General features: G+C 62.5%; 19 protein-coding genes. 16 read left to right on the forward strand and 3 right to left on the reverse strand.

The window, feature by feature from the left end; all coding sequences use genetic code 11:
* Nucleotides 1-116 precede the first annotated feature (116 nt).
* Entirely contained in the window at nucleotides 117-1,013 is an 897-nt protein-coding gene (locus ABNX08_RS09350; protein ID WP_022534926.1) for a LysR family transcriptional regulator, read from the reverse strand.
* A gap of 104 nt (nucleotides 1,014-1,117) precedes the next feature.
* Between ABNX08_RS09350 and ABNX08_RS09355 the strand changes: the two genes are divergently transcribed.
* From ABNX08_RS09355 to ABNX08_RS09390, 8 genes are all read left to right on the forward strand, one after another.
* A complete protein-coding gene (locus ABNX08_RS09355) occupies nucleotides 1,118-2,119 on the forward strand; it encodes a tripartite tricarboxylate transporter substrate binding protein (protein ID WP_022534927.1) in 1,002 nt (333 codons plus the stop codon).
* 16 nt (nucleotides 2,120-2,135) lie between these two features.
* On the forward strand, nucleotides 2,136-3,182 hold the full coding sequence (locus tag ABNX08_RS09360; RefSeq protein ID WP_041681032.1) for an esterase: 1,047 nt from the start codon (nucleotides 2,136-2,138) through the stop codon (nucleotides 3,180-3,182).
* Between the two features lie 13 nt (nucleotides 3,183-3,195).
* Nucleotides 3,196-3,921, forward strand: coding sequence for an RraA family protein (locus ABNX08_RS09365; protein ID WP_022534929.1), 726 nt, complete (start codon nucleotides 3,196-3,198; stop codon nucleotides 3,919-3,921).
* A gap of 10 nt (nucleotides 3,922-3,931) precedes the next feature.
* The gene (locus ABNX08_RS09370; protein WP_022534930.1) at nucleotides 3,932-4,927 is read left to right on the forward strand and encodes a D-2-hydroxyacid dehydrogenase family protein; all 996 of its coding nucleotides are present in this window, start codon (nucleotides 3,932-3,934) and stop codon (nucleotides 4,925-4,927) included.
* A gap of 46 nt (nucleotides 4,928-4,973) precedes the next feature.
* The gene (locus tag ABNX08_RS09375) at nucleotides 4,974-5,183 is read left to right on the forward strand and encodes an NIPSNAP family protein (protein WP_022534931.1); all 210 of its coding nucleotides are present in this window, start codon (nucleotides 4,974-4,976) and stop codon (nucleotides 5,181-5,183) included.
* A gap of 99 nt (nucleotides 5,184-5,282) precedes the next feature.
* A protein-coding gene (locus tag ABNX08_RS09380) for an IS630 family transposase (RefSeq protein ID WP_349606938.1) occupies nucleotides 5,283-6,277 on the forward strand; the annotation gives its coding sequence in 2 pieces (ribosomal slippage) (nucleotides 5,283-5,748 and nucleotides 5,748-6,277; 996 coding nt in all).
* 4 nt (nucleotides 6,278-6,281) lie between these two features.
* Nucleotides 6,282-6,743 (forward strand): hypothetical protein, encoded by a 462-nt coding sequence (locus ABNX08_RS09385; protein WP_349606940.1) that lies wholly within the window; start codon nucleotides 6,282-6,284, stop codon nucleotides 6,741-6,743.
* 81 nt (nucleotides 6,744-6,824) lie between these two features.
* Nucleotides 6,825-7,034 carry a tautomerase family protein gene (locus tag ABNX08_RS09390; protein ID WP_022534934.1) on the forward strand — a complete coding sequence of 70 codons (210 nt, stop codon included), beginning with the start codon at nucleotides 6,825-6,827 and terminating at the stop codon, nucleotides 7,032-7,034.
* A 464-nt stretch (nucleotides 7,035-7,498) separates the two neighbouring features.
* Here ABNX08_RS09390 and ABNX08_RS09395 read toward each other — a convergent pair whose 3' ends face one another.
* The gene (locus ABNX08_RS09395; RefSeq protein WP_041681034.1) at nucleotides 7,499-8,092 is read right to left on the reverse strand and encodes a hypothetical protein; all 594 of its coding nucleotides are present in this window, start codon (nucleotides 8,090-8,092) and stop codon (nucleotides 7,499-7,501) included.
* Nucleotides 8,093-8,353: 261 nt separating this feature from the next.
* Between ABNX08_RS09395 and ABNX08_RS09400 the strand changes: the two genes are divergently transcribed.
* From ABNX08_RS09400 to ABNX08_RS09415, 4 genes are all read left to right on the forward strand, one after another.
* Nucleotides 8,354-9,427 (forward strand): porin, encoded by a 1,074-nt coding sequence (locus ABNX08_RS09400; protein WP_022534937.1) that lies wholly within the window; start codon nucleotides 8,354-8,356, stop codon nucleotides 9,425-9,427.
* Between the two features lie 161 nt (nucleotides 9,428-9,588).
* On the forward strand, nucleotides 9,589-10,449 hold the full coding sequence (locus tag ABNX08_RS09405; protein ID WP_374063656.1) for a MaoC family dehydratase N-terminal domain-containing protein: 861 nt from the start codon (nucleotides 9,589-9,591) through the stop codon (nucleotides 10,447-10,449).
* A 21-nt stretch (nucleotides 10,450-10,470) separates the two neighbouring features.
* Nucleotides 10,471-11,661, forward strand: a complete 1,191-nt coding sequence (locus ABNX08_RS09410; RefSeq protein WP_022534939.1) for a CaiB/BaiF CoA-transferase family protein — start codon at nucleotides 10,471-10,473, stop codon at nucleotides 11,659-11,661.
* A 53-nt stretch (nucleotides 11,662-11,714) separates the two neighbouring features.
* Complete coding sequence (locus ABNX08_RS09415) at nucleotides 11,715-13,061, forward strand: adenylosuccinate lyase family protein (RefSeq protein WP_022534940.1); 1,347 nt, start codon at nucleotides 11,715-11,717, stop codon at nucleotides 13,059-13,061.
* A gap of 295 nt (nucleotides 13,062-13,356) precedes the next feature.
* Here the strand turns inward: ABNX08_RS09415 and ABNX08_RS09420 are convergent, their stop codons facing one another.
* A complete protein-coding gene (locus ABNX08_RS09420; protein WP_022534942.1) occupies nucleotides 13,357-14,286 on the reverse strand; it encodes a LysR family transcriptional regulator in 930 nt (309 codons plus the stop codon).
* A 283-nt stretch (nucleotides 14,287-14,569) separates the two neighbouring features.
* Here ABNX08_RS09420 and ABNX08_RS09425 point away from each other — a divergent pair, with 283 nt between their 5' ends.
* The 4 genes from ABNX08_RS09425 to tcuB all read left to right on the forward strand — a co-directional run bounded on the left by ABNX08_RS09425 (nucleotide 14,570) and on the right by tcuB (nucleotide 20,503).
* Complete coding sequence (locus tag ABNX08_RS09425; protein ID WP_374063657.1) at nucleotides 14,570-15,403, forward strand: Bug family tripartite tricarboxylate transporter substrate binding protein; 834 nt, start codon at nucleotides 14,570-14,572, stop codon at nucleotides 15,401-15,403.
* 1 nt (nucleotide 15,404) lies between these two features.
* Complete coding sequence (locus ABNX08_RS09430) at nucleotides 15,405-17,435, forward strand: 4-oxalomesaconate tautomerase (protein ID WP_022534944.1); 2,031 nt, start codon at nucleotides 15,405-15,407, stop codon at nucleotides 17,433-17,435.
* Nucleotides 17,436-17,877: 442 nt separating this feature from the next.
* Entirely contained in the window at nucleotides 17,878-19,308 is a 1,431-nt protein-coding gene (gene tcuA / locus ABNX08_RS09435; RefSeq protein WP_349606944.1) for an FAD-dependent tricarballylate dehydrogenase TcuA, read from the forward strand.
* Nucleotides 19,292-20,503, forward strand: a complete 1,212-nt coding sequence (gene tcuB / locus ABNX08_RS09440) for a tricarballylate utilization 4Fe-4S protein TcuB (RefSeq protein ID WP_022534947.1) — start codon at nucleotides 19,292-19,294, stop codon at nucleotides 20,501-20,503. The genes tcuA and tcuB overlap by 17 nt, the downstream gene beginning before the upstream one ends.
* Nucleotides 20,504-20,520: the final 17 nt, after the last annotated feature.

A 20,520-nucleotide genomic window follows, 5' to 3' on the forward strand; every position in this document is an offset into this window, starting at 1 on the left:
AACCGGTTGGCGACGATGCTCTCGCATCATTGAGGTGAAGCCTGGGCATAAGACAGTCGACACCCCTCAAGTGGTTGTGCGGTTCAATCACGCTGCGTGCCCGTCAGCATTGGGCGTCAGGACTCTGTATGTACGCACCGTACAAGATGCTCCGCAAACGCATTGGCCGCCGGCGACAACGCGACGCCGGCTCGATGCACCATCAGCACGTCGCGTTCGATCACAGGCTTTTCCAGCCGCTTCCATGCGACGCTGGCATTACCCAACAGCTCTGAGGCGTGTGCGGGCACGATGGCGACGCCAAGTCCAGCTTTCACTAGAGCAATTAACGTGCCACTGTAGGTTGCTTCCAGCGCGGGCTCGAACGGCAACTCCCCTGCAACGAATCCAGCCTGCGTCAGCTCCCTGAAAACACTTCCGCTGCGCAAAGTCAGCAGTGGAAAACCTTTGAGATCCTGCCATGTCAGCCGCCCCAGGCGCGCCAGCGCATGGCGCCGAGGAAAAACAGCCACAAGCGGTTCTGAGAAGAGCAGAACGCTGGACAGGTCGTCCTCCGTTCGTCGGAACGTGCCGATGCCCAAATCCGCTATGCCAGAGCGGACGTTCGGCAGAACCTGATCCGTCAAGGAGTCCAGCACGAGTGCATCGACGCCTGGGTGCTCGCTGCGGAATGTCGCAAGGATCTTCGGCAGCAAGGTGCTCGACAGGATCAGCGGCGCGGCGATGACGACGCGACCGCGTTGCAGCGCCAAGAGCTTGTCGACGTTGCCTACAGCGTGTTCCAGTTCGCTGAGGATGCGTTGCGCACTCGCGAAGAACTCCTGCCCCACCGCTGTGGGACTAGTGCGGCGGGTGGTGCGGTCAATGAGCTGTGTTCCCAATGCGGTCTCCAGGTCACGAACCAGTTGGCTGAGCGCCGATTGCGTCAAGTGCATCGCGTTCCCCGCAGCAGTAAAGCTCCCTTTTTGCACGACGAGCACAAAGGCACGCAGCTGTCGGATGGTCACATTCATAAGCAATGTCGCTGAATTAATTAGAAATAACTGTTTGCATTATGAATCAAATCGCTCTGTAATGCACTAAAACACAACCTATTAAAGCCAACACGGAGACCTCAATGAAGAGACGAACCTTTACTGCGGCACTGACAACTGCCGCATTCGCATGGAAGCCACTCGTGGCCGGCGCCCAAACGGCGTCGCCGAGTTCGGGACAAGCTTGGCCTACCAAGCCCATCACCTATGTCGTGCCGTTCACGCCCGGTGGAACAACCGACATCGTCGGACGCGCGATCAGCACGGGGCTCTCGAAGACCCTTGGTCAGCCGATGATCGTGGACAATAAGCCGGGTGCTGCCGGTGCGATCGCTGCTCGTCTCGTTGCGAAGGCTCATCCTGATGGCTACACGTTGCTTGGCGGAACGATCAGCACTCACGCCATTAATCCGGGGCTCTACAAAGACCTGGGCTACGACCCGCTCAAGGACTTTGAGCCCATCACGCTGGTTGGGGTGGTCCCCAATGCGTTGTACGTCAATGCACAACTGCCGGTTCGCTCGGTACAGGACCTCATCGCACTGATCAGGAAGGATCCGGCCATGCGCACGTTCGCGTCTCCGGGTGTGGGGTCGTCCACGCATCTGGCGGGCGAGCTTTTCGCCGATCTGATCGGCGTGCCGCTTACGCATGTGCCCTACCGGGGGCAGCCAGAGGCATTGCAGGACGTGGCGGGCGGCCGGGTCGCGTTTCTGTTCGATCAGTTGACTGCCGGTGTCCCACTCGTCAACGCGGGCAAGCTCAGGCTGCTTGCCGTGACGACGCCCAAGCGTACTGCCGCAGCGCCAGACACGCCGACGATGGAGGAAGCCGGCGTCAAGGGCTTTCAGGTAGCGGCCTGGCAGGCCGTGTATGCGCCCAAAGGCACTCCCAAAGTGATTCTCGACCGTCTGAACACGGAGATCGTCAAGCTACTCAAGACCCCCGAAGTTCGCGACAGGCTCGGTGCAAGTTCCGGCATCGAAGTGGTCGGCAGCTCGCCTCAAGAACTGACACAGTTCATGCAAAGCGAGATCAGGCGCTGGGCCGAACTCATCAAGAAGGCCAATGTGCAGATCAATTAGACCGGGGGAGAGATTCATGAAATGCTCAATAGGAATACTGGCCATGTCGGTCGCGGTGCTTGCCGGTTGTGCAGGAGCGCCGCGTGGGCAGGAGGACGCCATCGCGCTCAAGAGCGTGCGCGGCTACCACATCGGCGGCGAACGCAAGACGCTGAGCGGCCTGCCGGTCAAGGAGATCCGTACCAATCCACAGGCGCCGATCCGCAAATCCGATCCGAATGGCGACTACCAAGTCGGGCAGTTATACGTGCAGCAGTTCACGCTCGCGTCGCCGCGCGCCAAGGTGCCGCTGCTGCTGTGGCACGGCGGTGGGCTCTCCGGCGTGACGTGGGAGACCACGCCCGACGGACGCTCCGGCTGGCACGAGTATTTCATGCAAGCGGGCTACGACACCTTCGTCTCCGATGCCGTGGAGCGTGGCCGTGCTTCGTGGGCGCGCTATCCGGAGATCAATCCCAGCGAACCCGAGCACCGCACCATCGACCAGGCCTGGGACATCTTCCGCTTCGGCCCTGCCGGTGGGTACTCGGCGAACGTCGGCAAGCAGAAAACCTACCCGGGTGTGCAGTTCCCGGTGGCGCAGATCGACCAGTTCACCAAGCAATTCGTCGCGCGCTGGAGCAGCAGCGATGCGTGGATCCAGAAAGCCTACGACGAGCTGGTGCAGCGGGTGTGCCCCTGCGTGATCATGGGCCATAGCCAGGCCGGCCAGTTCGTGTACACGGCGGCGCAGCATGCGCCGGACAAGGTCAAGGCAGTGGTGCTGATCGAACCGGTGTCCGCTATCGACCCAGCCAAGGAAGACCCGGCCCGCGTCAAGCACATCCCGCATCTGACCGTGTGGGGCGACTACGTGTCTGAGAGCGCACTGTGGACGCGGTCCCGCAACACGGTCGAGACATACACCAACGCCATCCGCAACGCAGGCGGCACGGCCGACACGATCGATCTGCCCACACTGGGCATCCGCGGCAACAGCCACATGGTAATGATGGACCGCAACAGCGACGACGTGGCCCGGCTGGTGCGCAACTGGATGGTCAAGCAAGGACTTGAGAACTGAGGAAGGACTGTTTATGAGCGACAAAAAACTGACAGGAAAAATTGCCCGCGAACGCATCGGGCTGATGGAGGTGCCGCGCCCGCCTGAAGGGCTGGTCGAGCGCTTCAAGGCGCTCGGCGATGCGAGCAGCGTCGTCTCGGACATCCTGGACGAGCTGGGCATCACGGGGGCGCAGGGGGCTTCGCAGTTCGTTCCCACGATCGCGGGCGCGTGCATCGTCGGCCCGGCTTTGACGGTGCGCAACATCATGCTGCGCGAGCACCCTTATGAGTCGGCTCGTAAGCATGCGAACCGCATGGCCGAGTTCGAGGCGCACAACCTCGCCTTGCCGGGCGACGTGGTTGTCATTGATGGCGTGACCGGCGTCTCCAACATGGGCGGCATCTCAGCCCAGACAGGAAAGCGGCAAGGTGAGGCAGGCGCCATCGTCAGCGGCGCGATCCGCGACATTGGGCACTCTAGAAGCGTGGGCTACCCGCTCTGGGCGACGGAGATTTCGCCGGTCACGGGCAAGTGGCGCATCGAAACCGTCGAGATCAACGGCGACGTGGAGATCGGCGGCATTCGGGTCTCTCCGGGCGACATCGTGCTGGCTGACGACACGGGCGTGTGCTTCATCCCGCGCGCAAGGGCCGAAGAAGTGCTCGTGCTGGCGGAGAAGAAGGCCGCCGCCGAGGCCCGCAAATGCAAGCTCATTGAGGAAGGCTGCCCCGTGGCCGACCTGCCATCCAACGCCTGAGGATATTTCCATGAAGATCGCTATTCTCGATGACTATGCGGACATCGTCCGCCATCTGGACTGCTTCCGGAGCCTGCAAGGGCACGAAGTTTCCATTCTCAACGAGCACATCGCCGACCTCGACGCGCTGACCCGGCGCGTGCAGGAAGCAGATGCGCTGGTGCTGCTGCGCGAGCGCACGGTGATCGACGAGGCGTTGCTGAGCCGGTTGCCGGGGCTCAAGCTCATCAGTCAGAACGGACACGTGCCGCACATCGACCTGGATGCTTGCACCCGGCATGGCGTGGCTGTGTGCTCCGCGCTCACGTCGCGCCCTTCCTATGCGGCGGCTGAACTGACCTGGGGGCTCATCATTGCCGCCATGCGCCATATCCCCTTCGAGGCCCATGCGTTGAAGAACGGAACCTGGCAATCATCCATCGGGCGCGGGCTGCGCGGGCGCACCCTGGGCATCATGGGCTATGGGCGCATCGGTAAGGTCATTGCCAACTACGCCAAAGCCTTCGAGATGAAAGTGCTGGTGTGGGACCGCTACCTCGACCAGGCCATCAAGGACGGACACGCTGTTGCCGCAAGCCGCGAGGCGTTCTTTGCCGAATCCGACGTGCTGACGCTGCACGTGCGGCTGAACGACGAGACGCGGGGCTTCGTGACCCCCGAAGACCTCGCGCGGATGAAGCCCACCGCGCTCCTGGTCAACACGAGCCGGGCTGAGCTGATCGCCCCTGGCGTGCTGGCCGCGGCGCTGAAGGCTGGCCACCCCGGCATGGCCGCCGTCGACGTGTTCGAGAACGAACCGGTCACCGGCGCCGCCGACCCGCTGCTGTCGTTGCCGAATGCGCTTTGCACGCCTCACATTGGTTACGTGGAAATCGACAACCACGAGATCGCCTACGGCAATGCGTTCAAGCAGGTGCTGGCCTTTGACGTAGGCTCGCCGATCAACGTTCACAATCCGGAGGCCGTCCAGGGGATGCCGTTCGAGGCAGCCCAGGTGGCCCACTGATTGCCATGATCGTCGAGAACGCCTCTACACGATCAAGCCCGAGCACATGAAGGAATACCTCTCGCTCTACGAGCGGGAGGGCGCACCGATTCAGACGCAAGTCCTGCACTTGCTCGGACACTCTTCGCCGGACACGGGCGTGCTGCATCAAGTCATCCACCTGTGGGCCTACGACAGCATGGAAGACCGAGCCCGCAAGCGCGCTCAGCTGCGTGATGCGCCGGGATGGAAGGAGTACGCAGCCAAGGTCAGTTGAAGCCGGTTTTGGGGCTATTATTGAGATTTCCGTAAAACATGACAACCGATTCTTTGCTGGCGCGTTATCTCACTAACGGAATGGTTGGAGATGCGTGCGATGACGAAGAAGCCGTTGGACGATGCAACGAAGAAACGCTTGCGGGCTGGCCGGATGCTATTGGCGGGCAAGCGTCCGGCAGAGGTGGCGTTGGCCGTGGGGGTAGCCCGACAGACCGTGTACACATGGAAGGGCTTGCTCGATGAAGGCGGAATCGATGCGCTACGGGCCGTGCCAGGTCGAGGTCGCCCGGCCAGACTGGAACCGGAGCAACTCGCCGGACTGCGCAAGGCGCTACTACAAAACCCGACCGAACACGGCTTTGGCACCGAGCTATGGACGCTCAAGCGCGTGGGTGCGCTCATCAAGCGCATGTACGGTGTCGAGTTCGGACAAACGCAAGTCTGGCGCATCCTTGGGACCCTGGGTTTCAGCGTGCAAAAGCCTGAGCGCCGCGCGATCGAGCGCGACGAAGAGGCTGTACGCCAGTGGAAGCAGCGCACCTGGCCGGCGCTTAAAAAAAAGCCCGGCGCGAAGGCCGATTGATCGTCTTCATCGACGAATCCGGTATCAGCGAACGCCCCACTCGGGTGCGGACCTGGGCGCTGAAGGGGCAAACGCCGGTTATCCAGTTTCACTTCAACTGGAACCACGTGTCGGTGATCGCCGGCCTGAGTCGCACCAATTACCTGTTTCGGTTGTACGAAGGCAGCGTCAAGAAGGAGCAGGTGGTCGAGTTTCTCAAGGCGCTCAAAGCGCACCTCGAGCAGCCGCTGCTGATCATCTGGGATGGTGCCCGACCGCATCGCTCTGCGATGGTCCGCCAATACCTCGATTCCCTCGAGGGGCATATCCAAATGACCTTCCTGCCACCGTACTGTCCCGAGCTCAATCCGGTTGAGTACCTGTGGGCCTGGCTCAAACGGCATGCGATCGCGAACTTCTGTCCCAAGAACCTCGACGAGCTGCGCACCACCGCCCGCAACAAGCTCAAAGGTGCACAACACCGACCCTCGATCATCACTGCCTGCTGGATTCAGGCGAGCTTGTGGTGATGTCATGATTTACGGAAAGATCAATAATCCCGGCGCCACCAATACCGACCGGGTCAAGAATGCGCTGGAAACCGAATCCAGGCTTACTGGAAAGTCCGAGGCTGAACTGCTAAAGGCGAACGAGGATCGGATCCCGCTCGGCAGGTACGCCCGCCCGGAAGAAGTTGCGCCTATTCCTCGCGTCGAATTGCGCAAGCTACGTGACTGCGGCGTTGGTCACCATGGATGGTGCTCTGAATCCGATGGTGGTGTGAGCGCAAGCAAGTTTGTCGAGGGCGCGCGGGTATGCAACTGGGAGTCGGTCCGCCTCGTGGCTCGGTATGGTTCTCGGCCTGCGTCACGTCTTCTGAAACGATGCTACGAAAAAAGTCGCGAGCGCTTGTTCGCGGCGCAACAAGGCCCAAAGGGTGAGCGCGTGAGCGTGGGGGCTACGCGCTACGATCGAGATCGCCCCCCCAACATATGAGCGGTCCAAGACTGGTGGCAATCCAGAAATGATGCACCAGGGCCGGTCACATTTTCATTCCATTTCACTTGGAGAACCGTAATGCCGATCATTCAAATTACCATGGTCAAAGGTCGTCCCGATGAGCTCGTCAAGCATTGCATCAAAGGCATCGCGAATACAGTTCACGAGACCCTCGGGGTACCGCTTGAAAGCGTACGCGTCATTGCGTGCGAAGTGCCAGCCACGCACTGGGCTGCGGGGGATGTGACCAAGGATGAGCAGCGTGCGCAAAAGGGCGCTCCGCAATAGACACTGTCTTCGGCGTGTTCCCTGCCATCGCAGAGTGCTAGGAGAAGGGAAAGCGAATACCTTGCCGGTATCTTTCCCGCTGCCGCGAGAAGACAAAAAGACGAGAGACTGACGAGGGATGAATGGCGGCAGCAGGCCACCGCCACGGTCTACGTGGAGACCTGCCCTCGGGTTGCCGTCCGCAGGAGGATTCAGGTGCGAGGGACCAGCTTCTTTGGTCCCTCATCCTTCAGTCCTACGCGCTTGTGCTGCTATGCGAATCCGAGAGGAAATCGCAGCGCGAACTGGGCTTCACAGTGGCATTTGGCTTTGACCCATTATGTGAGTTCGTCGTGCTTTGGCATCCAGACATCTTCGTGCGAGAGGAGGAGTTTGTCGAGCTGCGCTGCCATCAGCGGACGGCCACGGAAATTGCCGTATGAAGACCTGCTACTAGCGTGAACGGGCCCCGACGTAGCTGCTCGTCACAGCCGCTCAAGTAGCCCCTTGGCTTGCCACAAGTCAGCGGTGTCGAAGCCTTCCGTGAAGGAGCCGCGAATTTCGGCAAGCATCTGCCGCGCTGCCGTCTTGCCCTGTCGTTGCCAAAGCCGAGCCAAGCTCAGCGCCGCTCGCAGCTCCAGCGACTTGGCACGTTGGTGGCGCGCCACTGCGATGGCTTTGTGAAAACACACTTCCGCCGTGTCGTCGCCCGTGGATCCATCGGTCCGAGCGCTTGGCTCATGAACCAGCAGTTCACCTTTGAGTCGATGCAGCTCCGCTTCGTAGTAGCGTTCCCCGGTTCTGTTCAGCATGGCCATTGCCTCGACCAGCGTATTCTGGCCTGCCTCGGCTTGCCCCGCGTTCCCATAGGTTTCGGCCAGCAGGGCCAGAAAGTATGACCTTCCGAGTTGTGCGCCCGTGGCCTGATAGGCGGTCAGGCCACGACGTATTAGGGCAATTCCTTCCTCGCCATGTCCGAGCGAGGCCAGCGCCCGGCCCTGAAAGATAGTTCCCCACGCCAGGTGAAGCGGAAACCCCTGCTCGGTCGAAAGCGTGACGGTCGCCTCGGCGCAGTCCATGGCCAGTTGCGCCTCATGCCGCACCTGATGTAGCTCGGTGGTAACGGCCGGCGCTGGCGAAGCCGGCCAACCCTCATGATGGGCACCATCTGCTTCTACACGTAAGACATCTGATGTTGATGCGTAAACCGCATCAATTCATCGAAACATTGCAATTCCCATTTTCCGTTGATCCCTACAAACTGGCTTCGAGTCGCCATCCGTCGTTTGCGCGGCCGCAAGGGCGGGGCGAAATACCAAAACAAGCCATGGGGAGATTGAATGAATATCAAGCTGGCGCGGGGGAACCGGGTAAACAGGAAGCTGGCGGCGGGAGCCGTCCTTGGTTTCGTCATCACTGGTGCCGTTCAGGCGCAGACCTCGTCCGGGGTCAACCTGTACGGCATTATCGATACCACGGTCCGCTATTCGAACAATAATGCGGGCGACAACAACTTGGCCGAATTGACCGACGGGTACTTCAACGGCTCGCGCTGGGGCATGCGCGGCAACGAGGCGCTCGGGGGCGGTCTGTCCGCCATTTTTAATCTGGAAAGCGGCTTTGATCCGACGACTGGGATATCGTCGCAGGGTACCGCAACGGCAAACTACGGTCAGCAAAGCACGGGCGGACAGGGACGCTTGTTCGGTCGGCAGGCCTGGGTGGGGCTGAACCACGACACCCTCGGCAAAATGACCTTTGGCCGGCAGTTCACCACGGCCTACGATGCCACGTCGCGTTTCCAGCCGAATGGGCATCCGAATCTGGACGCCGTTACTATCCTCAACGGCTATACGGGGCCGCGCCAGGACAACATGGCCAAGTACTTTGGGCAATGGGGCGCGCTATCGGCGGGCGCGCACTATACCTTTGGCGAGGTGGCCGGCCATATGAAGCGCAGCTCCAGTTATGGCGTCTCGCTGGGCTATAAGCAGGGTCCAGTGGACCTCGGTGGCTTCTGGCAGCAGGCCAATGCGCTGACGACGCCCGAGGCGAGAAAGGTGTGGGGCCTGGGCGGCAACTACCAGTGGGGGATAGTCAAGCTGACCTTCGGCTATCTGAACAATCGATTCGACGTGAGTCCAACCCGCAATGACGTATTTACCGGTGGCTTCGCGGTGTCGGCCACGCCGGCCCTTACGCTCTCGGTGGCGTCGCACTACGACCGGCAGCGCAATGCCTCCGGCAGCCGCATCATGGTGACCGGCGTCGCCGACTACAACCTTTCGAAGCGCACGGACATCTACGCCGAGGTTGATTTTAACCGCATCAACGGTGGCTACGCGCTGCCCGCATTCATGGGCGTCAAGGGTAGCAAAGTAGGCGGCGGTATTGGATTGCGACACCGCTTCTGAGTGACGCGAGCCGTCGCGCTGGCGGATGGGCTTGCCGACCCGGCGATTCAATGCGCATCCTGCATCAATACATCATAACTAGGCAATTCCCTCCGCCGGCGCGCGCACTCACAATCTGGTGTAAGCATGGCCGGGCAAGCACATAAAGCAAGGAGTCATCAGTGGAAGAACAGGCAATCGACCCTAAGACATGGATCGGACGCAGCGAGCAGCGGGAGGATACGGTTATCGCCGCACCGGTCGCGGCGCTGCGGGCAACGCTGGATTATCCGGCGGCAGCGCAACCGGCGGGCACCCCACTGCCGCCACTGTGGCATTGGCTCTACTTCTTGCCCATGCATCGCCAGAGCGAGATCGGGCCGGACGGCCATGCCAGGCGCGGGGGGTTCCTGCCTCCCGTGCCGCTGCCGCGACGGATGTGGGCCGGGGGCCAGTTCGAGTTCCGCGCTCCTCTACGGGTGGGCGACCGAATCCTGCGGACCTCGACGATCGATGACGTCTCCAGCAAGGAGGGGCGGACTGGCAAACTGGTGTTCGTCAAGGTCCGTCACGAGGTGTGCGCGGAAGGGGCTGCGGAACCGGCCTTGGTGGAGTTCCACGACATCGTCTACCGCGAAGCACAGCAATCAGGCGATGTGCCGGCCCCGCCCCAGGCCGCGCTGGCGGAAGCAGCGTGGCAGCGCCAGATCGTGCCGGACGATGTCCTGCTGTTCCGCTATTCGGCGCTGACCTTCAATGGGCACCGTATCCACTATGACCGCCGCTACGTGACCGAGGTCGAGGGCTACCCTGGGCTGATCGTCCATGGCCCGTTGATCGCCACGCTGCTGCTGGATCTGCTGCGGCGAGAGTTGCCCCAGGCCGACGTGGCGAGCTTTCGCTTCCGCGCGGTACGCCCGACCTTCGACCTGCATCCGTTCCAGGTCAGCGGGCAACCGCAGGCGGACGGCAAGACTATTCGCTTGTGGGCGTCCGATCATGAGGGCTGGTTGACCATGGACGCCACCGCGGTTCTTCGCTGATTTGCCTTACGGGAAAGGATGATGCAACCCCTCAAAGACCTGACTGTCGTCACCTTCGAACACGCTATCGCGGCGCCGTTCGCCACGCGCCAGCTTGCCGACCTCGGTGCGCGTGTCATCAAGATCGAGCGGCCGGGCGTCGGCGACTTCGCTCGCGGGTACGACGAACGCGTTCGCGGCATGGCGTCGCATTTCGTCTGGACCAATCGCTCGAAGGAAAGCCTGACGCTCGACGTCAAGCATCCGGCAGCAGCGGGCGTACTAACGCGCCTGATCGAGGAGAAGGCGGACGTGGTGGTGCAGAACCTCGCGCCGGGCGCGGCAGCGCGTCTTGGACTAGGCTACGACAGGCTCTCCGTGGTCAAGCCCGAATTGATCGTCTGCGACATCTCGGGCTATGGCGACGATCCTGAGCATCCCGGGCCGTACCGCGACAAGAAGGCCTATGACCTCCTGGTCCAGAGCGAAGCTGGCTTCGTGTCGGTGACGGGAACGCCGGAAGTGCCCTGCAAGGCTGGCCCTTCGATCGCCGATATTGCCGCCGGCATGTACGCCTACACCAACATCCTGGCTGCGCTGCTGCAGCGCAGCCAGACCGGACGTGGCCAGCGCATTGACATCTCGATGTTCGAGTCGCTGACGGAATGGAACTCTTATCCCCTCTACTACGCATTCGACGGCGCGGCGCCGCCGCCGCGGACCGGTGCAAGCCACGCGACCATCTATCCGTACGGGCCTTTTCCGGCTGGAGACGGCGTCACAGTGATGTTGGGGCTGCAGAACGAGCGGGAGTGGGCGAGCTTCTGCCGGAAAGTGCTCCAGCGGCCCGAACTCATCGAAGACCCGCGCTTTAGCTCAAATTCCAAACGCGTGGCCGAACGCACGGCGTTGCGGCAGATCATCGTGGATGCCTTTGCATCCCTGACTGGTACGCAAGTGGTGGAGCGACTGGAGTTGGCGCAGACCGCGAATGCCCAGGTCAACGACATGCAGGGCGTCTGGGAGCACCCGCAACTCAGGGCGCGCGGCCGCTGGACCGAAGTTGACTCGCCCAAGGGTGCACTGCCAGCACTATTGCCGCCGGGTACATGGAACGAAGGGCCGCGCATGGACCCGATACCGGCACTGGGCCAGCACACCGACGCTATTCTCGCGGAGCTTGGATATGGGCCCCACGAAATCGCGGCGATGCACGCGGACAGCGTTGTGTGACAGTCGCCTGGCGGGCGACGATACATCTGACATTGACGGAGAGGTAAAACACTATGGCTTCCACCATCATCGACTCGCGCATCTTTGGCGACATGTTCAGCGACGTGCGCATGCGCGAGGTGTGGTCCGACGAAAACCGAACCGCGAAGTACCTGGACATTGAACGTGCGCTGGCAAAGGTGCAGGGTGAGCTTGGCATCATCCCGAAGGAAGCGGCCGACGAGATCGTCCGGAACTGTGAGCTCTCGCAGATAGACTGGGTGAAGCTCAAGGCCAAGACCGAGCAGATCGGTTATCCGATCATTGCGGTGGTCAACCAGATCAATGAAAACTGCCGGGACGGACTCGGCGAGTTCTGCCACTGGGGCGCCACTACCCAGGACATTACCGACACCGCGGCAGTGTTGCAGATGCGCGAGGGGCTCGCACTTATCGAATCGGATCTCGACGAGATCGCCGACGCGCTCGCAACGCTGGCGAAGAAGTATCGCGACACGCCGGTGATTGGCCGGTCCAACCTGCAGCAGGCCACGCCCATTACCTTTGGCTATAAGATGGCCAGCATTCTCGCCGGGATCGATCGCCATCGCGAGCGGCTGCAGCAACTTAAGCCGCGTGTGCTGATGGGGGAGTTTGGTGGGGCGTCAGGTACGTTGTCCTCGCTGCAGACGGGCGCCATGGAAACACAGGCGGAGCTGATGAAGGAGCTGGGGCTGGCGCAACCGCTGATTTCCTGGCACACGGTGCGCGATACTATCGCCGAAGTCGGGGCCTTTCTCGGACTCGTCGGCGGCTCCCTCGGCAAGATCGCCATGGACGTAAAGCTGATGATGCAGACGGAGGTCGCGGAGGTGTTCGAGCCATTCGCGCCGGGGCGCGGCTCTTCGTCAACCATGCCGCAGAAGCGCAATCCGATCTCGTGTCTGTACATCCACGCCAACATCTCGGTGGCGCGACAGCACGCGGCTGCCCTGATGGACGCCATGGTCGCCGACCACGAGCGTTCCACCGGGCCGTGGGAGATCGAATGGGTATCGCTGCCAGAGATCTTCTGCCTGATTTCCGGCGCCTTGAAGCAGGCGAAGTTCGTGTTGCAGGGATTGGAGGTCGACGCCGATCGCATGCGGGCAAATATAGACATCACGCACGGGCTGGTGATGTCCGAGGCGGTAATGATGGGTCTCGGGCCGTACATTGGCCGCGAGTACGCGCATGATCTCGTCTATGACCTTTGCCGCGAGGCCATCACCGGCAACCGGCAGCTGATCGACATTCTCGCGGCCCATCCCGAAATCAGCCGCCACGTGTCGCGCAACCAACTCGAGGCGATGTGCGATCCAAGCAACAATTTGGGGCAAGCCGGTGTGATGGTCGACCGGGTGCTGTCGAGCCGGCGCTAGGTTGCTACCCTTGGAGGTGCGGCCCGCCCAGGAAGGCGTGGTGGCGCTGGCGCTTACGACCGGCTATTCCTTCAAGACGGCCGTGCGATCTACCTGGCGTCGGTGCGCATTATCCAGCCTGAGCCCTTCACTGAACTGGCGCCAGCGAGAATTGATGCCGCTGACGCGGACCGGCAGCGGATCGGACACGCTGGTCGCCACGCTGACTGCCATCTCTTAGCCGAAGCGGTCGAGCAGAGTTTGCCGAAAACGGGACTCGGGGCCAGCCCCGCGGCAAACTGCAGCATCGCCACCGTTACCCGCCGCGCCGGCGGCCGCCAGCTTTGCGACGCCCTGACTTTATCTCGCTAAGGAAGTCGTATAACTGCTGCGCTGCAGGCGTCAGGGAGCGGCTCTTGCGACGTATCAGCCCGATCTTGCGCGTAACGACAGGGTCGGTCAGCGGAACGCTAACGAGCAGGGGGTGGTCCGGGCCCGGCATGGCGATTGATGGCACCGCGGCGATGCCAAGGCCGGCTTCCACTAAGCCCAGAGTCGTGGTGACGTGCTGGGTCTCATAGATGCTCTGCGGCAATCCTGACACGTTGGACAGCGCCTGATCCAGGAGCAGGCGGTTGCCGGAGGCCTTGCTGACCGAGATGTAGTCATATTCGGCGAGGTCTGCCCAAGTCACGTGCCGCCGCTTCGCGATCGGATGATCGCGGCGGCAGGCTGCGACGAACCGTTCCTCCAGCAAAGGGCTGAACTCGATATCCGGCTCCTGTCCCCCCACGAAGTTGATCCCGAAGTCCGCTTCGCTGCGCGACACCGCTGACAGCACCTCGTTCGCGCTGGCATCCAGGATTTTGACTCGGATCTTTGGATACTGCGCGTGGTAGCGCGAGATGACCTGCGACAGGAAGTAATAGACCGTGGACGGTACGCAAGCAATGGTCACTTCTCCCATGCGAGTGGTCGTCACGCCCCGTATGCCAAGCAGCGTCTCGTCCAGTTGGTCGAGTATCTCCTTCACCTTCCGGTCGAACTCCCGACCGACAGTCGTCAAACTCACACGCCGGGTGGTGCGGTCCAGTAAGCGCACACCCAGCGCCTCTTCAAGCTTGTCGATGCGTCGGCTGAAGGCGGGCTGGGACACATTGAGGGAGGCGGCCGCCTTGCGGAAACTGTTCAGTTCGGCCACCGCGCGAAATGCCTGCAGATCGTTGAGGTTGAAGTTGATGGTCATCGGTGTTTTCTCCGTGCATTGTCACTGATGCTCAGTGTGCATCAATTGATCCTAAAAACTCAATTCACTAAATAGCGGGAAACGACGACCATGCGTATGCGGCCGGGCAGGCCGACGACAGAACGACATTAGACGGAGCAGACAGATGCAATCAACCAAGCGACTTTTCCTCGGCAGCCTTGTCATCGCGGCGGCGCTCGGGAGTACTGGCGCCCTGGGGGCCTACCCGGAAAAGCGAATCACACTGGTCGTGCCCACTGCGGCGGGAGGCGCCAACGACGCCATGGCGCGCGTGGTCGGCCAGGCCATGTCGTCGATCCTCAAGCAAACAATCGTGGTGGACAACAAGGCGGGAGCCAACGGGGCAATTGCAAGCGAGTTCGTGATGCGCGCACCCCCCGATGGTTACACGCTGCTGCTCGGCTACGTGGCCACGCACGCGATGAATCCCGCGCTGCAGACGCTACGCTATGACCCGGTCAAGGATTTCGTGCCGGTCGGCATGGTCGGTTCTTCGGCAACCGTGATGGTGGTCAATCCAAGTCTGAAGGCGACCGACGCAAAGACGGTGGTGGCGTTGCTCAAGGCGGCACCGGGGAAGCTCAGCTACGCCTCTGCCGGCAATGGGACAGCCCCTCACTTTGCGGCCGAAATGTTCAAGCTCTCCACCGGCACAAACATGCTTCATGTGCCCTATAAGGGATCAGCTCCCGCGATCAACGACACGGTTGCCGGACAGACCCAAGTGATGTTTCCGAGTCTTTTTACCGCGTTGCCGCAGTTGAAGAACGGCAAGCTGAAGGCCGTTGGCATCGCGGGCAGCAGGCGCTCGGCGCTGATGCCGGACCTGCCGACCTTGAAGGAACAAGGTATCAACGATGTCGACGTCTCACAGTGGTACGCCATCTTTGCACCGGCCAACACGCCGGCGCCAGTCGTCGAGGCGCTGAACAAGGCGCTCAATCAGGCGCTTGCCGACAAGAACGTGGCGCAGCGCCTGGAAGGCCAGGGCGCGGAAGTTACGGCCATGACAACTAGCCAAATGCGCACCTTCATGCAGCAGGAGCAGGTCAAGTGGAAATCGGTGGTTCACGCGGCAAAGCTGAAGGCGGACTGAGATGAGCAAGACCATACCTTGCGTGCTGATGCGCGCCGGCACCTCACGCGGGCCGTTCTTCCTGCGGGAATGGCTACCGGAAGGCGACGAGGCGCGCGACCAGGCGCTGATTGGCGCCATCGGCGCATCGGACCCGCTGCAACTCGATGGCGTCGGCGGTGGCAGTACGCTCAACAGCAAGGTCGCGATCGTGTCGCGATCCACGCAACCCGGGTGTGACCTGGACTACCTGTTCGCGCAGGTCGGGGTCGGCAACTGCTCGGTGGACACGCGGCCGAACTGCGGCAATATGCTGTCCGGCGTTGCCCCTTTCGCCATCGAGCAGGGGCTAATCCCTGCCCAGCATGGATCCACCCGCGTGCGCGTTCACAACGTCAATACCGGCGCCAGGATCGACGTGACGGTACGTACGCCGGGAGGCCGGATCAGCTACGACGGCGACACCCGGATCGATGGCGTCGCCGGCACCGGGGCGCCGATCTTGCTCGACTTCCTCGACGCGTGGGGCGCCGTGACCGGCAAGGTTTTCCCCACTGGCAACCGCATCGACCTGATCAATGGCATCGAGGTGACCTGCATCGACGCGGCCATGCCCCTGATGATTGTTCGGGCGCGCGACCTTGGAGTCAGTGGGCGCGAGGCACCGGCCACACTTGACAATGACGCCGCGTTGCTCGAGCGCTTGGAGGCGCTGCGGTTGCGGGCCGGACAGATGATGGGACTCGGCGATGTTTCCGAGAGCGTCATTCCAAAGCCCGTGCTGGTCAGTCCCGGCGACTCGCCGGATAGCATCACGTCGCGCTACTTCACGCCGCGCAAATGCCATGCGTCTCATGCCGTCACGGGCGCCATCGGCGTGGCCAGCGCATTCGCATTGCCGGGCACGGTGGCGAGTGAATGCCGTCGGCAGCCCGGTCGCCACGCATTGGTGGTCTTACATCCAGCGGGACGGATCGAGGTGGAGGTTGAACTGGAAGGTGAGGGCGAAGAGGCGATTGTGACCCGTGCAGCACTCGTTCGCACGGCCCGCAAGATCATGGACGGCCAGCTTCACCTGCCAGACTATGTTTTCTCGCGACCAGAGCAGGTAGGTGAGGCAACTCAGGTATCGCGACCAAAACCCCTTCGGATCATCGTGCCCACGCGCGCCGGCGGTGGCAACGATGCGGTGGCGCACCTCATCGGCGCGCGGCTTGGGCGACTGCTGGGGCAGGAGGTGGTCATAGACAACCGTGCCGGCGCCAACGGCGGGATAGCCTGTGAGTATGTGGCACGAGCGCTTCCAGATGGACAGACCCTGTTGCTCGGCTATGTCGGAACCCACGCGATGAATCCCGCGCTCCAGGAAGTCGCGTACGATCCCGTCGGCAGCTTCGCACCGATAGGGCTGATCGGATCGTCGCCGATACTGCTGGTAGGAAATCCCGCGCAGACGCCGGCCGACCTGTACACACTGATCGCCAGCCTGAAGCATGCGCCACGAAGCCTCAGATATGCTTCCGCGGGCGACGGGACGCCGCCGCACTTCGCTGCCGAGTTGTTCCAGTTGGCCACCGGCACGTCGATGCGCGGTATCACATTCGAGGGGGCCGCACCCGCGATCGCATCGACCATCGATGGACGATCCCAGCTCATGTTCTCCAGTCTCCTTACCGCTTATCGGCCGCTGCGCGCGGGCCAGTTGCATGCACTGGCGGTCGCCGCTCCACAACGCCTTCCCGGCCTGCCAGAGGTGCCGACGCTTGCGGAAGTCGGCGTCGCGGGGATGGAAATGGCGCAGTGGTACGCTCTATTCGCGCCTGCAGAAACTCCCGCTACGAAGGTGGATGAACTGAACCACGCTTTGGGTGAAGTTCTGAAGGATCCGGAGGTTAAAGCAGGCTTCGAGAGCTATGGCGCGGTACCCGAGCCTGGCCGCCCTGAACTGCTTGCCGCACGCGTGGAGGCTGAGTTGGCACGCTGGCGGCGCGTCGTTCGGGAATCGTCCTTGGCCCCGTCGCCGAACGGCGCTGAGCCATTGCAGCAGTTTTAAGAGCCGTGCTGATGCGCATGCGCGCGTGGTCGACCCGGCCGATAAGTGTTTCGGCCGGCAGTACAACGTCACTGGCATTTTCTAATCACATCTTTCCTCGACATGTAACCATGAACGCCGCTCAGTCAGATGGCACCCGCTCGTTTGAAGGAATTCCGATGGACCGAGATACTTCGCCTTCAGTGCCACCTTCCGGTGGGGCGTTGCCAGTTGTAGTCAAGCTTCTCCTCCAGCAGGCTGAGGACGATGATCTCCGGAACGTCGCCTTACTCGGATACAACTGACGCTCCGAACAGATGCGGCAAGAACGTCGCCCCTCTCACCCGCCAACTTCGACCACCGCCGCCCCGACCCTTCACAAAAACTGAACACGTCTTAATCACCGTCATCTTTCGTCGCCGCCGGGCTTTGCTTACAGTCGAGCCCACAAGGAGATTCCCCCATGAAAGATGTGCTGGTGATCGGCGGCGGCAATGCCGCGCTGTGCGCCGCGTTGATGGCGCGCGAGGCGGGTGCCTCGGTGCTGCTGCTGGAGGGCTCGCCGCGCGAATGGCGCGGCGGCAATTCGCAACACACCCGCAACCTGCGCTGCATGCACGAGGCCCCGCAGGATGTGCTGGTCGACGCCTACCCGGAAGAGGAATACTGGCAGGACCTGCTGAAGGTGACGGGTGGCATCACCAACGAGTATCTGGCGCGCATGACAATCCGTGCATCGTCGCGTTGCCGAGGCTGGATGCGCCGTCATGGCGTCCATTTTCAGCCGCCGCTGTCTGGCGCGCTGCATGTGGCCCGCACCAATGCCTTCTTCATGGGCGGCGGCAAGGCACTCGTCAACGTCTATTTCCGCAGTGCCGAGACACTTGGTGTCGAGATCCGCTACGACACCCCGGTTGTTGCCATTGAGCGCGACGGCGACCGTTTCGTCGCGGCCGTGACCGCTACCGGCGAACGCATCGAGGCCAGGAGCTGCGTGCTGGGCGCCGGCGGTTTCGAGTCGAACCGGGATTGGCTGCGCGAAGCCTGGGGCCAGAATGAACGCGGCGAGTGGCCGTCGGACAACTTCCTGATCCGGGGCACGCGCTTCAACCAGGGCGTGCTGCTGCGCCATATGATCGACGCAGGCGCCGACGCGATCGGCGATCCGACCCAGGCCCATATGGTGGCCATCGACGCACGCGCACCGCTCTATGACGGCGGCATCTGCACGCGGATCGACTGTGTTTCGCTCGGCGTGGTCGTCAATCGCGACGGGGAACGCTTCTACGATGAGGGCGAGGACTTCTGGCCCAAGCGATATGCTATCTGGGGCCGTCTGGTAGCGCAGCAGCCGGGGCAGATCGGTTTCTCGATCATCGACCAGAAGGCCATCGGCCGCTTCATGCCGCCGGTCTTCCCGGGCACGACCGCCGATACGCTCGACGAACTGGCGCGCAAGCTCGGCGTGCCGGAAGCCGCCTTCGTGCGAACCGTGGAAGCCTTCAACGCCAAGTGCCGGCCCGGCACGTTCGACCACACGGTGCTGGACGATTGCGCCACCGAGGGCATCGCACCGGCCAAGACGCACTGGGCGCGGCCGCTCGACACGCCGCCCTACATCGGCTACGCGCTGCGCCCCGGCGTGACCTTCACTTACCTGGGCCTCAAGGTCAACGAGCGGGCGCAGGTCCACTTCGATGGCCGGCCGAGCCCGAACCTGTTCGTTGCCGGCGAAATGATGGCCGGCAACGTGCTGGGTAAGGGCTATACCGCCGGCGTCGGCATGGCGATCGGCACGGCTTTTGGCCGCATCGCAGGCGTGAGCGCCGCGCGTGCCTGCGGTTTCCGACATCTCGATTTCGACATGGAGCAGCCCAATGCCATCGCTCGCTGAGCTGGTCGATCAGGCTCGTGCCGACGCGCAAGGCGTGGGCGGCACAGACCGACGCGTGATTCCGATTCATCCCGTATTGCCGCTGACGGCTGCCGAGGGCGAAGTCGCGCGCATCCTGCAGATCTGCAATGCCTGCCGCTATTGCGAAGGCTTCTGCGCGGTTTTCCCCGCCATGACGCGGCGGCTCGAGTTTGGCCGTGCCGATGTGCACTACATGGCCAACCTCTGCCACAACTGCGGGGCCTGCCTGCATGCCTGCCAGTACGCGCCGCCGCACGAGTTCGCCGTCAACATCCCGGCAGCGATGGCGGAAGTCCGTGGCCAGACCTACCAGGACTATGCGTGGCCGCTAGCGCTCGGCAAGCTGTACCGGCGCAATGGCCTCGCCTTGTCGCTGGCCCTTGCGCTCAGCCTGACACTGTTCCTGCTGATGGCTGTGGCGCTTAACGGTACGCTGTGGGGTGGTCCTGCCACCGGAAATTTCTATGCGCTGTTCCCGCATAACCTGCTGGTGTCGATGTTTGCGCCGGTGTTCGGGTTCGTTGTGCTTGCGCTGGCAATGGGGGTGCGCAGGTTCTGGCGCGAAGTCACCCCCGCGACCAGCGGTGCGCCAGTGAGCGCGCCGGCGGCGGCGGAGGCCGGTTCCGCCGTACTGCGGCTGAAATACCTGGACGGCGGTCACGGTGCCGGCTGCAACAATGCCGACGATGGCTTCACGCTTTCGCGCCGACGTTTCCATCACCTGACGTTCTACGGCTTCCTGCTGTGCTTTGCCGCAACTGCCGTGGCGACGATCTATCACTATGCCTTCGGCTGGCACGCGCCATACGAATTACCGAGCCTGCCCAAGGTGCTCGGTGCCGTCGGCGGCGTCAGCCTCGCGATCGGCACCGCAGGTCTCGGCTGGCTCAACCTGCAACGTCACTGCTTGCACCTGGCCCACGGCCAGCGGCCGATGGACCTCGGCTTCATCGCCTTGCTGTTCCTGACCGCCACCAGCGGCCTGGCGCTGTGGCTGGGCCGCGGCACGCCGGCGATGGCCATCCTGCTATGCCTGCACCTAGGGGCGGTGATGGCGCTATTCGCCACCCTGCCTTACGGCAAGTTTGCCCACGGCGTTTTTCGCAGTGCCGCGCTGCTGCGCCATGCGGTCGAGAAACGCCGGCCGAACCCGGTCGGGCTCGGGGCGGACTGATCGCCCGGCCGGCCATT

This window comes from Cupriavidus sp. DF5525 (assembly GCF_040149425.2).
GTDB classification, from domain to species: domain Bacteria; phylum Pseudomonadota; class Gammaproteobacteria; order Burkholderiales; family Burkholderiaceae; genus Cupriavidus; species Cupriavidus pickettii_A.

Excerpts from the sequence above, each read along its gene's own strand:
- ABNX08_RS09350 (WP_022534926.1), bottom strand. The coding sequence starts at position 1,013 with ATGAATGTGACCATCCGACAGCTGCGTGCCTTTGTGCTCGTCGTGCAA.
- ABNX08_RS09420 (WP_022534942.1), bottom strand. The coding sequence starts at position 14,286 with ATGACCATCAACTTCAACCTCAACGATCTGCAGGCATTTCGCGCGGTG.
- ABNX08_RS09360 (WP_041681032.1), top strand. The coding sequence starts at position 2,136 with ATGAAATGCTCAATAGGAATACTGGCCATGTCGGTCGCGGTGCTTGCC.
- ABNX08_RS09385 (WP_349606940.1), top strand. The coding sequence starts at position 6,282 with ATGATTTACGGAAAGATCAATAATCCCGGCGCCACCAATACCGACCGG.
- tcuB (WP_022534947.1), top strand. The coding sequence starts at position 19,292 with ATGCCATCGCTCGCTGAGCTGGTCGATCAGGCTCGTGCCGACGCGCAA.
- ABNX08_RS09370 (WP_022534930.1), top strand. The coding sequence starts at position 3,932 with ATGAAGATCGCTATTCTCGATGACTATGCGGACATCGTCCGCCATCTG.
- ABNX08_RS09365 (WP_022534929.1), top strand. The coding sequence starts at position 3,196 with ATGAGCGACAAAAAACTGACAGGAAAAATTGCCCGCGAACGCATCGGG.
- ABNX08_RS09400 (WP_022534937.1), top strand. The coding sequence starts at position 8,354 with ATGAATATCAAGCTGGCGCGGGGGAACCGGGTAAACAGGAAGCTGGCG.
- ABNX08_RS09395 (WP_041681034.1), bottom strand. The coding sequence starts at position 8,092 with ATGGACTGCGCCGAGGCGACCGTCACGCTTTCGACCGAGCAGGGGTTT.
- ABNX08_RS09415 (WP_022534940.1), top strand. The coding sequence starts at position 11,715 with ATGGCTTCCACCATCATCGACTCGCGCATCTTTGGCGACATGTTCAGC.
- ABNX08_RS09410 (WP_022534939.1), top strand. The coding sequence starts at position 10,471 with ATGCAACCCCTCAAAGACCTGACTGTCGTCACCTTCGAACACGCTATC.
- ABNX08_RS09390 (WP_022534934.1), top strand. The coding sequence starts at position 6,825 with ATGCCGATCATTCAAATTACCATGGTCAAAGGTCGTCCCGATGAGCTC.
- ABNX08_RS09355 (WP_022534927.1), top strand. The coding sequence starts at position 1,118 with ATGAAGAGACGAACCTTTACTGCGGCACTGACAACTGCCGCATTCGCA.
- ABNX08_RS09375 (WP_022534931.1), top strand. The coding sequence starts at position 4,974 with ATGAAGGAATACCTCTCGCTCTACGAGCGGGAGGGCGCACCGATTCAG.
- ABNX08_RS09430 (WP_022534944.1), top strand. The coding sequence starts at position 15,405 with ATGAGCAAGACCATACCTTGCGTGCTGATGCGCGCCGGCACCTCACGC.
- tcuA (WP_349606944.1), top strand. The coding sequence starts at position 17,878 with ATGAAAGATGTGCTGGTGATCGGCGGCGGCAATGCCGCGCTGTGCGCC.
- ABNX08_RS09425 (WP_374063657.1), top strand. The coding sequence starts at position 14,570 with ATGGCGCGCGTGGTCGGCCAGGCCATGTCGTCGATCCTCAAGCAAACA.